Annotated in this window: 10 protein-coding genes; 8 read left to right on the top strand and 2 right to left on the bottom strand. The window is 65.9% G+C overall.

Annotated elements, in window-relative coordinates:
* Window positions 1-149 precede the first annotated feature (149 nt).
* From DEBA_RS15060 to DEBA_RS18480, 5 genes are all read left to right on the top strand, one after another.
* Window positions 150-1,973 carry an acyl-CoA dehydrogenase gene (locus tag DEBA_RS15060; RefSeq protein ID WP_013259804.1) on the top strand — a complete coding sequence of 608 codons (1,824 nt, stop codon included), beginning with the start codon at window positions 150-152 and terminating at the stop codon, window positions 1,971-1,973.
* Window positions 1,974-2,148: 175 nt separating this feature from the next.
* Window positions 2,149-3,153 (top strand): phosphatase PAP2 family protein, encoded by a 1,005-nt coding sequence (locus DEBA_RS15065; RefSeq protein ID WP_013259805.1) that lies wholly within the window; start codon window positions 2,149-2,151, stop codon window positions 3,151-3,153.
* A 430-nt stretch (window positions 3,154-3,583) separates the two neighbouring features.
* On the top strand, window positions 3,584-6,832 hold the full coding sequence (locus tag DEBA_RS17420; protein ID WP_013259806.1) for an autotransporter outer membrane beta-barrel domain-containing protein: 3,249 nt from the start codon (window positions 3,584-3,586) through the stop codon (window positions 6,830-6,832).
* Between the two features lie 1,446 nt (window positions 6,833-8,278).
* Window positions 8,279-8,458 (top strand): hypothetical protein, encoded by a 180-nt coding sequence (locus tag DEBA_RS15075; RefSeq protein WP_013259807.1) that lies wholly within the window; start codon window positions 8,279-8,281, stop codon window positions 8,456-8,458.
* A 21-nt stretch (window positions 8,459-8,479) separates the two neighbouring features.
* A complete protein-coding gene (locus tag DEBA_RS18480; RefSeq protein WP_013259808.1) occupies window positions 8,480-8,620 on the top strand; it encodes a hypothetical protein in 141 nt (46 codons plus the stop codon).
* 3 nt (window positions 8,621-8,623) lie between these two features.
* Here DEBA_RS18480 and DEBA_RS15080 read toward each other — a convergent pair whose 3' ends face one another.
* On the bottom strand, window positions 8,624-9,013 hold the full coding sequence (locus DEBA_RS15080) for a MerR family transcriptional regulator (RefSeq protein ID WP_187288569.1): 390 nt from the start codon (window positions 9,011-9,013) through the stop codon (window positions 8,624-8,626).
* Between the two features lie 87 nt (window positions 9,014-9,100).
* Here DEBA_RS15080 and DEBA_RS15085 point away from each other — a divergent pair, with 87 nt between their 5' ends.
* The 3 genes from DEBA_RS15085 to DEBA_RS15095 are packed head-to-tail and all read left to right on the top strand — an operon-like array spanning window position 9,101 to window position 11,055.
* A complete protein-coding gene (locus DEBA_RS15085; RefSeq protein ID WP_148227888.1) occupies window positions 9,101-9,598 on the top strand; it encodes a hypothetical protein in 498 nt (165 codons plus the stop codon).
* Between the two features lie 18 nt (window positions 9,599-9,616).
* Window positions 9,617-10,549 carry a TIGR01212 family radical SAM protein gene (locus tag DEBA_RS15090; protein WP_013259811.1) on the top strand — a complete coding sequence of 311 codons (933 nt, stop codon included), beginning with the start codon at window positions 9,617-9,619 and terminating at the stop codon, window positions 10,547-10,549.
* Window positions 10,531-11,055, top strand: a complete 525-nt coding sequence (locus DEBA_RS15095) for a methylated-DNA--[protein]-cysteine S-methyltransferase (protein ID WP_013259812.1) — start codon at window positions 10,531-10,533, stop codon at window positions 11,053-11,055. The genes DEBA_RS15090 and DEBA_RS15095 overlap by 19 nt, the downstream gene beginning before the upstream one ends.
* Window positions 11,056-11,067: 12 nt before the next feature.
* Here the strand turns inward: DEBA_RS15095 and DEBA_RS15100 are convergent, their stop codons facing one another.
* Window positions 11,068-11,637, bottom strand: a complete 570-nt coding sequence (locus DEBA_RS15100; protein WP_013259813.1) for a flavodoxin family protein — start codon at window positions 11,635-11,637, stop codon at window positions 11,068-11,070.
* Window positions 11,638-11,654: the final 17 nt, after the last annotated feature.

An 11,654-nucleotide genomic window follows, 5' to 3' on the forward strand; every position in this document is an offset into this window, starting at 1 on the left:
AAACGCGAATTGGCGTGACACGGCGGCGGGAACAAGTTATAGTAACAAGCTAATGAATGATGATTCAGAATTCATACAGCGCCGACCGCTCGCCTAGGGCCGCCGGACGCCGTCGTTTATGACCACCGCATGGGCCATGGAGAATCAATATGGGCATCAATTACTTCAAGCGCGAAGCCAGGGACTACCAGTTTTTGCTCAATGAGCACTTCAAGATGGAAGACGTGCTCAAATACGACGCCTTCGCCGATTTCGCCATCGACGACCTGGGCATGATCATCGACGAAGCCCTCAAGGTGGGCCGCGAGGTGCTGGGGCCGGCCAACCAGGACGGCGACCGCGAGGGCGCGGTCTATCACCAGGACGGCTCGGTCACCCTGCCCAAGAGCTTCCACGACGCCTTCGCGGTCATGCGCGAAAACGGCTGGGTCTCCTACGCCAACAAGCCCGACTTCGGCGGCCAGGGCCTGCCCCAGGGCGTGGCCGCGCTGGTCACCGAGATCTTCTTCGGCGCCAACATGGCCTTTTCGATGTACACCGGCTTCTGCTCGGCGGCCGGCCGCGTCATCGAAAACTACGGCACCGACGAGGACAAGGAACTCTTCTGCACCCAGCTTTATTCCGGCGAGGCCACCGGCACCATGTGCCTGACCGAGCCCGACGCCGGCAGCGACGTGGGCGCCGCCCGCACCAAGGCCGTCAAGGACACCTCCAGCGACGACCCGCGCATCTACTTCATCGAGGGCGTCAAGCGCTTCATCTCCTGCGGCGACCATGACATGACCGAAAACGTCATCCATCTGGTCTTGGCCCGCATCGAGGGCGATCCCGAGGGCACCAAGGGCCTGAGCCTGTTCATCGTGCCCAAGATCTGGGTCAACCCCGACGGCTCGCTGGGCGAGCCCAACGACGTCTTCACCGCCGGCATCGAGCACAAGATGGGCGTGCACGGCTCGTCGACCTGCACGCTCAACTTCGGCGAAAACGGCAAGTGCCGCGGCATCATCCTGGGTGAGCCCCGCACCGGCATGCCCAAGATGTTCCAGATGATGAACGAAGCCCGCCTGGGTTGCGGCATGCAGGCCCTGGGCCTGGCCGCCAGCGCCTACGACAGCGCCCGCATCTACGCCAAGGAGCGCGTCCAGAGCGCGCCGTTCATCGACCGCCGCGGCAAGGCCGTGCCGATCATCCAGCACGAGGACGTGCGCCGCATGCTCATGAACGGCAAGTCCGTCACCGAGGCCGTGCGCGCCCTGCTGTTCAAGATCGGCTACCTCACCGACATCGCCGAAAACGACCCCGACGAGGAGAAGGCCCGTCACGCCGAGCACCTGGCCGACCTGCTGCTGCCCATCGCCAAGAGCTACGCCTCCGACAAGGGCTTCGAGGTCATCCGCGACAGCATCCAGGCCATGGGCGGCGTGGGCTACTGCTCCGAGTTCCCGGTCGAGCAATACGCCCGCGACATGAAGATCATCAGCATCTGGGAAGGCACCAACTACATCCAGGCCCTGGACCTGATCGGCCGCAAGATGCAGCTCGAGGGCGGCAAGGTCTTCCAGGGTTGCCTGCAGTCGATCTTCGACTTCACCGCCGCCCACAAGGACGACGCCGACTTCGCCGTGGACCTGAAGACCCTCTTCAAGGCCACCCAGAGCGTGGGCGACGTGGCCATGCGCTTCATGGGCTACTTCGGCGACGGCCGCGCCCAGTTGATCCCCCTGGCCGCCACCCGCTTCCAGGACAGCCTGGCCGAGTGCATCCTGGCCCAGTTGATGCTCGAGCAGGGCATGGTCGCCCGCGAAAAGCTCAAGACCGTCGATCCCAAGAGCGCCGACGGCATTTTCTACACCGGCAAAGTGGCCTCGGCCAAATACTTCTGCCGCAACATTCTGCCCAGCGTCTTCGGCCGCTACAGCGCCCTGACCATCGAGGATGACACCGCCATCACCATCCCCGAGGAGTGCTTCTAGCCGACGCTTGCTCCAAGCCGGCGGCCGGGAGCCACCCCTGCCGGCCGCTGGCCCCTCATCCCTTCGGCGACCCCGGCCCACCATCTGGCGGGCCGGGGTTTTTTCTGGCCAACGCCCCGCGCTTTGGCTACCCTGGGCCAAACGCCAACACAAGCGCCAGCGGAGGGCGCGCGCCATGTGGGATTTGCAGCTCATCCATTGGCTCCAGGGGTTTGGCCCTTGGCTGGTCACGCCGATGAAGTTCTTTTCAGCCCTGGGCTACAGCGGCTTCTACATCCTGTTCATCGGCGTGGTCTATTGGCTGATCGACCCGCGCCTGGGCCTGCGCCTGGCGGTGATCGCCCCACTGGCGTCGCTGTGCAATTTTGGCCTGAAGCTGTTCATGATCGAGCCGCGGCCCTATTGGCTCGATCCCACGCTCTTGGCCCTCAGCCCCGAAAAAGACCTGGGCATGCCTTCGGGCCACGCCATGGGCACGGCGGCGATGTGGGGCTATCTGGCGCTTTGGGTTGGCCGGCCCTGGTTTTGGGCGTTGTGCCTGGGCTTGCTGGCGCTGATCGGCCTTTCGCGGCTGGTGTTGGCGGCCCATTTCCCCGACCAGGTGCTGGCCGGCTGGGCCCTGGGCGGCGCGCTGGCCGTGGCGGCCTGGCGGCTGGAGGAACCCCTGGCCGCGTTCCTGCGCCGCTGGCCGGCCTGGCGCATCTGGCTGGGCCTGGGCCTGACGGCGGCGCTGATGCTCCTGGGCCTGTGGCTGCACGGCCGCCTGGCCGGCTGGACGCCGCCGGCGCTCTGGACGCAAAACGCCCTGGCCGCCGCGCCAAAGGGCGGCGTCATCGACCCGCTGCGCCTGAAATATCTCTTTGCCCACGGCGGCGCGCTGGCCGGGGTGGTCGGCGGCGGGGCCTGGATCTGGGGCAAGGGCTCGTTCCGGCCGGCGACGAGCTGGCCAGCCAGGCTCAAGTGCCTGGCTCTGGGCCTGGCCGGCGTGATGCTCCTGGGCGCGGCCGCCGAGACCTGCTATGGCCTGGCCCCGGAAAGCGCCGTCGGCCTGGCCGGCATGGCCCTGCTGTCGATGGCCAGCGGGGCCTGGGCCACGGCCGTGGCCCCGTTTTATTTCGTCCGCCTGGGCTGGGCCATGCGGCGCGAGCCGGTGCCCGGCCAGGCAAAGCGGGTCGAGTAGGCAAGTTTAACACCTACCGTCCGTGGCTCCCGGTGTAAGGGGAGTCAATGATCGCGGCGCGAGCCGGTGCCCGGCCTCCCACGGCGGGTCGACCAGGCCAGCTCAACACCTACCGTCCGTGGCTCCCGGTGTAAGGGGAGTCAATGATCGCGGCGCGAGCCGGTGCCCGGCCAGGCAAAGCGCGTCGAGTAGGCAAGTTTAACACCTACCGTCCGTGGCTCCCGGTGTAAGGGGAGTCAATGATCGCGGCGCGAGCGCTGAACGCGCCCAGGCGGCGGCCGATGCGCCCGCCGCCAAACAAAGTTCTTGTATAGTTGGCTATCGTTATCTAATGTGGCCAATTAAGCTGTCCAAACCGTTCCAGCCATTGGCAACTTCCACGCCACGGATGGATCAATTTTTCACGCCGCTTGCGCCATAGGGGGGCTCCATGCTTTGTCGTGTCAGTGCGTCATTGTTTCCCGCGCGAACCCGCGCCTGGTCTGCCCCGACCCTGGCCGCCGTTTGCCTGCTGGCGGCGTTGGGCCTGGCCTGCGCCGCGCCGGCCTGGGCCGCCACCGCCAGCAACGCCGGCGCGATCGTGGGCGACTGGCTGGGCACCGCCGATGACGACGATTACACCAACGAAAGCACCGGCTCCATCAGCGGCGACGCCAACATGGCCCAGGGCGGCTCGGACGAATTCACCAACGCCGGCTCCATCAATGGCTCGATCTTCATGAGTTCCGACGGCCACAACACCGTCACCAACTCCGGCACGGTGAACGCCGCCATCTACGGCAACGCCAACACCGACGCGGGCGCCAGCAGCGGCCACAACACCATCACCATCACCAACTCCGGCACGGCCGACTCTCTCTTGGGCAGCTTGAACACGGGCGCGGGCTCCAGCGGCGGCGAAAACACCATCTACAATTATGGCACGGTGCATAGCGACATCATCGGCAGCGACAACTTTGGCGAGAACACCAGCGGCGGCCAAAACATCATCTTCAACTACGGCTCGGCGGCTAACGTTTTTGGCAGCAGCAACACCGGGGCGAACACAAGCGGCGGCGACAACGTCATTTTCAACGCCGACGCCGCCTCGGTCAGCGGCGACATCATCGGCAGCGAAAACACGGGCGGGAACGCCAGCGGCGGCGACAACACCATCGTCAACTCCGGCACGGTCAGCCAATACATCCGCGGCAGCAACAACACGGGCGCGGGCTCCAGCGGCGGCGACAACACCATTTACAATTACGGCTCCGCGATGTCCCTGCACGGCTCCAGCAACGCCGGCGAAAACAGCCAAGGCGGCGAAAACACCATCTACAACTACGGTTCCACGGGCTCCATCAGCGGCAGCTACAGCTCCGGCATCGGCGCCAGCGGCGGCTCCAACATCATCTACAACCATGGCTCGGTGAGCTACGAGGTCTTCGGCTCCCGCAACACCGGGGACAACGCCTCAGGCGGCGGAAACTACATCTACAACTACGGCACGATCGGCCAATACCTCCACGCCAGCCAAAACTACTGGGACAACTCCAGCGGCGGCGAAAACCTCGTCTACAACTACGGCACGATCACCAGCAATTTATACGGCTGCTGGAATCGCGGCGCGGGCTCCAGCGGCGGCGGCAACATCCTCTACAACTACGGCTCGGTCGGCGGCAACCTCATCGGCAGCTACAACCGTGGCGCGGGCTCCAGCGGCGGCGGAAACATCCTCTACAACTACGGCTCGGTGACTGGCGACATCTACGGCAGCCGCGACTACGGCGCGGGCTCCAGCAGCACCGGCAACTTTATCTACAACTATGGCTCGGTCGGCGGCGGCATTTACGCCGGCAACGGCGACGACACGGTCTACATCGACGGCGGCTCGGTGGGCGGCGTGGTCGACGGCCAGGACGGCGACGACTCGCTGATCCTGCTCAACATCGCCGGCGTCGTCAGCTCCAGCAAATACATCAATTTCGAAAACTTCGGCATGAGCACCTCGCGCGACCTCACCCTGGCTGGCAACTGGTCCTTCAACATGGGCATGTCCATCAACGGCGGCCGCACCACCATCAGCGACAACGTTTTCGCCTCGCTGGCCACCGTCAACGGCGGCGTGCTCGACGTGGCCGGCACGTTGTCGACGGGCCTGTTGCACATCGGCGGCAACGGCTATCTGATGGGCTCGGGCCGGATCAACGGCAACGTCGTCAACGGCGGCTACATTTCGCCGGGCAACAGCATCGGCGCGCTCTACATCGACGGCGACCTGACCATGACCGCCGACAGCGTCCTGCTGGCCGAACTGGCCGCCGACGGCAGCGGCGACGTCATCAACGTCAGCGGCGCGCTGACCATGCAGGGCGGGCAGGTGGCGGCCTATCTGGAGCGCGGCCTCTACGTCGATGGCTCTGAGTGGACGCTGATCAACGCCGGCTCCGTCAGTGGCCAGATGGCCGGGCTCAACTTGCTGACGCCCTCCAACGTCATCGGCCTGACGGCCCAAACCACCAGCGACGGCCTGCTGGCCACCGTCAACCGCACGCCATACGCCTCCTTTGGCGTCACGGCCAACCAGCGGGCGGTGGGCGCGGCCCTGGACTCCATCGTGCCCCACGCCGCCTCGCGCGGCGACGCCATGGCCGCGCTGCTGACCAGCGTGGACTTTGATTACGACCAACAGCAGATAAGCGGCCTGCTGGCCGCCGCCAACCCCGAGATGTACGACGGCCTGAGCTGGGCGGCCCTGGCCGGGGCCCGGCGCTTCGACGCGGCCATGCAAAACCGCGCCGACTGGGGCCGGGTGGCCCAACGCCTGGGCGCGCCCCTGGAGGCGACCACCCAACAACACGCCGGCGGCCAATGGTCGCTGTGGACCAGGGCCGTGGGCGGCTGGGACCGCCGCAGCGCCGAAAACGGCTACCTTGGCTATCAGGCCGATTCCGGCGGCGTGGTGCTGGGGGCCGATGGCCAGCTGTTGCCCTGGCTGCGCCTGGGACTGGCCTTTGGCGGCGACGAAACCAAGGTGAACTTCAGCCAGCAAGGCGATAACGGCGACCAAAAAAGCATGCGCGGCGGTCTCTACGCCGCCGCCGACCTGGGTGAGTTCTACCTGAACGGCGCGGTTTCCTACGCCACCTTCGATAACGACGCCAACCGCTCGGTCATCTTTGCCGGCCAAGGCGCCACCGCCCAGTCCTCCTACGACGGCCAGGCCTGGCTGGCCAGCCTGGGCGGCGGCTGGGATCAAAAACTGGCCGCCTGGCTGCTCGGCCCCATGGCCAGGCTGGACTACCTGAGCCTGTCCGAGGAAAGCTTCAGCGAACGAAACGCGGGCCTCATGAGCCTGAACGTGGGCGACCGCAACGTCGACTATTGGTCGTCGGCCCTGGGCCTGCGGGCCGCCAGCCGCTACAACCTGGACGGCTGGGCCCTGCTGCCCCGCGCCGAACTGGCCTGGCGACACCTGTTCAAAGACGACCGCCGCGAAGTCAGCGCCTCCTTCCCCGGCTACGGCGGCAACTCCTTCACCGTCCACGGCCTGGAACAGGCGCAAGACTCCCTGGAACTGCAAGTTGGGCTGAACGCGGCCATCGGCGGCCAGGCCAACGTCTTTTTGCAATATGGCCTCGGCTTCGGCCAAGACCAAAGTGCACAGGAACTGGCCCTTGGATTTAACTGGTTGTTCTAACTAGCAATTCGGCGCATATCGCGCCGAAGCAATGACGACAAAGGCGTCGAAGCGGGCTTGCTTCGACGCCTTTTGTTTGGCGCGGCCGCCATGGATGGTGGGTGTTGTCGTGGTTAGGTCGAGGCGTTGAGGGGTGGGGGTGGGAAGCCATCGAGATCAAGATCAAGATCGAGATCAAGATCAAGATCAAGATCAAGATCAAGAACTAAGAATCAAGAATAAGAATAAGAATAAGAAAAAGAAAAAGCCATTGCGGGGCGGGGAGGGGGCTCTTTTGCGGCGACAAAACCGCCCCCTCGCCCGCCCCGCGCCCCACCCCTCCCCCGCAAAATAGCCTTCCGACCGCTGGAGCGCGTTTGTGGCTCCGAGGTGTCCGTGGCCACGCCGCCCGTTCGCGGCGCTGGTGCATGGGCTCTTAGAAGTCGGGCGCGGCTGCTTTGATAGCGGCCCCGAGTAGATGGCTTTTGTCAGCCTCACACCGGGAGCTACGGACGGTAGGTGTTAGTCTGGCCTGGTCGACCCGCTCTGCCTGGCCGGGCACCGGCCCACCGGGAGCTACGGAGGGTAGGTGTTAATCCAACGCTGTCGACCCGCTTTGGGAGGCCGGGCACCGGCCCCGCCTTGCCTGGCCGGGCGCCGGCCCCGCTGGCCATGCCGCCCGTTCGCGGCGCTGGTGCATGGGCTCTTAGGAGTCGGGCGCGGCTGCTTTGACAGCGGCGCTACAAAGAATCGCGGAATCGCGTTGGTCTGGATTTAGCGGCCTATCACCGGGAGCCATGGAGGGTAGGTGTCAGTCTGGCCTACTCGACCCGCTCTGCCTGGCCGGGCGCCGGCCCCGCTGGCCACGCCGCCCGTTCGCGGCGCTGGTGCATGGCTCTTAGAAGTCGGGCGCGGCTGCTTTGATAGCGGCCCCGAGTAGATGGCTTTTGTCAGCCTCACACCGGGAGCTACGGACGGTAGGTGTTAATCCAACGCTGTCGACCCGCTTTGGGAGGCCGGGCACCGGCCCCGCCTTGCCTGGCCGGGCGCCGGCCCCGCTGGCCATGCCGCCCGTTCGCGGCGCTGGTGCATGGGTTCTTAGAAGTTGGGCGCGGCTGCTTTGACAGCGGCGCTACAAAGAATCGCGGAATCGCGTTGGTCTGGATTTAGCGGCCTATCACCGGGAGCCATGGACGGTAGGTGTTAGCCTGGCCTACTCGACCCGCCTTGCCTGGCCGGGCGCCGGCCCCGCTCTGCCTGGCCGGGCGCCGGCCCCGCTTTGGGAGGCCAGGCACTGGCCCGGCCTTGCGTTACCGTCAAAAACTGCCCGTTTGCGGGCGGCAGTTATTGCCCAGGTGTTGGGGCTGGTGTGGATTTTTGCTTTGAGTGCTGGTGGTTGACTATTGTGGTTTTGTTGGCGCGTTTTTTGCTGAGAGTGGAGGATGAAACGAAAACGCGGAGCGGCGCATGAAGAAGCAGGCATCGGTGGAAGCGGTCAATTTCGAGCCGGAGTTGTTTTGCTTGAGGTGTGACCAGATGGAGTGGGACGAGGAGGCTCGGCGTTGCGAGAACTTCGACGGCCCCAGGTGCCCGTTGTTCATCCGCGGTTTGTTGGCGGGGATTGAAGTGCGCTGCGTGGTTGTCTAGTTCTGGGGCGAGGAGCGTCAAATGTCCGACGTGCAGACCATCATCGTTTTGTTGTCGCTGGCCGGTTTGGTCAGCAGCGTTTTGATCGAGCTGGCCCGCGAGCGCCGCGAAGACCGCCTGTGGAGGGAGCATTTGACTCGTTTGGAGGAGGACGCCTGCTAGTTTTCAGGGCCGTCCTTTGGCCAGGCGGTCGACCAGGGCCAGGGTGCGGGCCTGGATGGTTCTCAATTCGCGCACTTGTTCTTCGAGCGAGGTTATTTTATCTTCCATGGCGGCCAAGCGATCGGCCGGAGGGTTTGCGTGTTCCGCGTTGGCCAGGCGTTGACGCGCTTGGCGCACGCTGAGTCCCTGTTCGGTGAGCAGGGAGCGCAGTTCGCGGAGCCTGGCCACGGCGGCGTCGTCGAAGAGCCGTCTGCGCCCCGGTCCTCTGGTCAGGGCCAGGTAATCCTCGAACTGTTGGTCGTAGTAGCGGATGGCGCTGGCGGCGACGCCGGTCATGGCCGCCACCTGAGCCACGGTGTAATAGCTGACTGTCGTTGAAGTTTCCTCTGCCATTGGCCTTGGCCTCCCGAGTTGTTTTTTCATCTATAGCACGCCGCCCCAAGGTGGGACAAGCGGACCGGGCTGTGCTATAGTGCCGCAATGAATCTCGAAGCGACATATTCGCCAGTGGCCATGAAGCGCTGGGAGTTTTGGGCCGTGGGGGCCGTGGTCGCCTTGCTGCTGCTGCTGGCCTTGTTGGGCCGTGGCCGTCACGACAAAAACGCCGTGGTCGATTTCGTCTCCACGGCCCAGGATATTCAACTGGCCCTGGACAGGTTCGCGGCCGAGCACGGCGGCTACCCGCCCGACGCGGCCAATTTCGGCCGGCCAATCGGCCTCAACACCCGCTATATCCGCTGGAAGCCCGAGTGGCTCATCGACTATGAAGTCGGCCCCAACCAGGCCGGTGGGTTCTATGCGTGCCTGGAGTATTGCGGCCCCGCGGCCACGGCGCGTTATGAAGGCCTTTGCGCCGAGCCGGAATATCGCCGCGACTTTGCCGACGGCCAACCCATCCCCGGCCGACGCAACCGCATCTGGGTCATCTCCGAAGACGCGCGTATTCTCCCGCCCCCGCCCCCGCCACCGGGCCAATAATCCGTGGACGCCAGGCGTTTGGCCAGGCGTCTGAACCTGCTGGGCCCGTGGCTGCGGCGCGTGTTCGGCGGCGTGGTGGTCAAGATCGGCCTGGACCCCGGCTTTGGCTGTCCCAACCGCGACCCGCGAACCGGGGCCGGCGGCTGCATTTTCTGCCCGCCCACGGCGTATGGCCATCACGCCCGGCCCGATGAACCGGTGGCCGAACAACTGGCCAGGGGCCTAGAGCGTTTGCGCGCCCGCGCCCGTTATTTCGGCCGGCCAGCGCCGCTGGCCCTGGCCTATTACCAGGCCTACAGCTCGACCAACGCCTCGGCCCCGCGCCTGGCTCAGGCCCTGGCCCCGGCCTTGCAGGCGCCCGGCGTGGGCGGGCTGATCGTCTCCACCCGGCCCGATTGCCTGGATGGCCCACGTTGGGACGTGCTGGAGCAAGCGGCCGCCCGCGCGCCCTTGTGGCTGGAGCTGGGCCTGCAAAGCGCCCACGCGCCCAGCCTGGCGGCCATGGGCCGGGGCCACGACGTGGCCTGCTTTGACGCCGCCGTGGCCCAGGCCAGGCAACGGGGCTTGGACGTGGTGGCCCACGTGGTGCTGGGCCTGCCCGGCGAGGATTTGACGCACACCAACGCCACGGCCGAACATCTGGCCGGGCTGGGCCTCTGGGGCGTCAAGATTCACAACCTGATGGTGTTGGAAGGCGCGCGTCTGGCCCGGCTCTGGCGCGACGGCCGCCACCAGTGCTGGACTTTGGCGCAAAACGCCCAGGCCCTGGCCCAGTTCGTGGCCCGTCTGCCTGCGGCCACGCTCATCCACCGCCTGGCCGCCGACCCCAGGGGCGAGCGCCTCCTGGCCCCGGATTGGGCCCGCGACAAAAATCACGTCCTGGCCGCCCTGGCCGACGAGTTGGAGCGCCTGGACCTTCATCAGGGGGATCTATGCCCGAAACGACCTTAGTCTGCGTTATCGAAAGCAAGCTGGGCCCGTTGTGCTGCGCCTCGGGACCGGATGGCGTCATCGCCGTGGATCTGCCGCCCAACGCCGACGTCGACGCCATGCTGGCCTGGCTGGCCCAGCGGCCGGAGGCCCAAGCGCCAGTCGTCGTCGCGCCCGAACAGAGCCCGGCCGGCCAACAGCTTCTGGCCTATCTGGCCGGCCAGCGTGACGCCCTGACCATGCCCGCCGATCTGCGGGGCGTCGGGCCGTTCAGCCGGCGCGTGCTGGAGGCCATCCGCCACATCCCGCCGGGCCAGACCAAGACCTACGGCCAGGTGGCCGCCGAGCTGGGCAGCCCCAAGGCCGCCCGGGCCGTGGGCCAGTCCCTGCACCGCAACCCGGCGGCGCTGTTTTGCCCGTGCCACCGGGTGGTTGGCGCGGGCGGCGGGCTGGTGGGCTTTGCCTCGGGCTTGGCGATCAAGCGGGCGCTGTTGGCTTTCGAGGCCGGCGGCGCGCCGTTGATCTGAGGCCGGCGCTTTTCAGGCCAGCAGCTCGCCAGCCAGCTCACGGGCGCGGGCCATCTCGGCGGTGCGGGAGGCGGCCACGCCTGGTTCGTCGGCCTGGCACAGGCGCAGCAGCTCCACGCGGCCAAAGCCGGCCATCTTGAAAAACACCTTGTATTTCTTGAAGATATCGCCATGATTTTCGGCGACGTCTTCTTGGCTCTGCACAAACAGCAAGCTCTTGCGGCCGCTGAGGCGGTGGTCGTTGGGGTCGGTCATGAAATTGGGCCCGTAGAGCGAAAACGTGCGATCGACAAAGAGCTTGAGCTGGCCGCAGATATCCCAGAAATAGACCGGCGTGGCCAGCACCAGGGCGTCGGCGTCGCTGAGCTGGTCGAAAACCTCGGTCAGATCGTCCTGCAGGGCGCAGTGATCCAGCTTGGTCTTGCAGGCGTAACAGCCTTGACAGCCTTGATAATCCATCTCGTTGAGCTTGAAGACTCGCACGTCGGCCCCACGCTCCTCGGCGGCGCGGCAAAACTCCAGGGCCAGGGCCGAGCTGTTGGAGCGGGGCCGGGGGCTGGCCAGCAGGCAGATCACTTTCATGACGAACTCCTTATCGC

Source organism: Desulfarculus baarsii DSM 2075 (assembly GCF_000143965.1).
Classification (GTDB): Bacteria; Desulfobacterota; Desulfarculia; order Desulfarculales; family Desulfarculaceae; genus Desulfarculus; species Desulfarculus baarsii.

Bases quoted from the DNA above. Each gene is read 5' to 3' on its own strand.
- DEBA_RS15060 (WP_013259804.1), top strand. From the start codon at position 150: ATGGGCATCAATTACTTCAAGCGCGAAGCCAGGGACTACCAGTTTTTG.
- DEBA_RS15065 (WP_013259805.1), top strand. From the start codon at position 2,149: ATGTGGGATTTGCAGCTCATCCATTGGCTCCAGGGGTTTGGCCCTTGG.
- DEBA_RS17420 (WP_013259806.1), top strand. From the start codon at position 3,584: ATGCTTTGTCGTGTCAGTGCGTCATTGTTTCCCGCGCGAACCCGCGCC.
- DEBA_RS15075 (WP_013259807.1), top strand. From the start codon at position 8,279: ATGAAGAAGCAGGCATCGGTGGAAGCGGTCAATTTCGAGCCGGAGTTG.
- DEBA_RS18480 (WP_013259808.1), top strand. From the start codon at position 8,480: ATGTCCGACGTGCAGACCATCATCGTTTTGTTGTCGCTGGCCGGTTTG.
- DEBA_RS15080 (WP_187288569.1), bottom strand. From the start codon at position 9,013: ATGGCAGAGGAAACTTCAACGACAGTCAGCTATTACACCGTGGCTCAG.
- DEBA_RS15085 (WP_148227888.1), top strand. From the start codon at position 9,101: ATGAATCTCGAAGCGACATATTCGCCAGTGGCCATGAAGCGCTGGGAG.
- DEBA_RS15095 (WP_013259812.1), top strand. From the start codon at position 10,531: ATGCCCGAAACGACCTTAGTCTGCGTTATCGAAAGCAAGCTGGGCCCG.
- DEBA_RS15100 (WP_013259813.1), bottom strand. From the start codon at position 11,637: ATGAAAGTGATCTGCCTGCTGGCCAGCCCCCGGCCCCGCTCCAACAGC.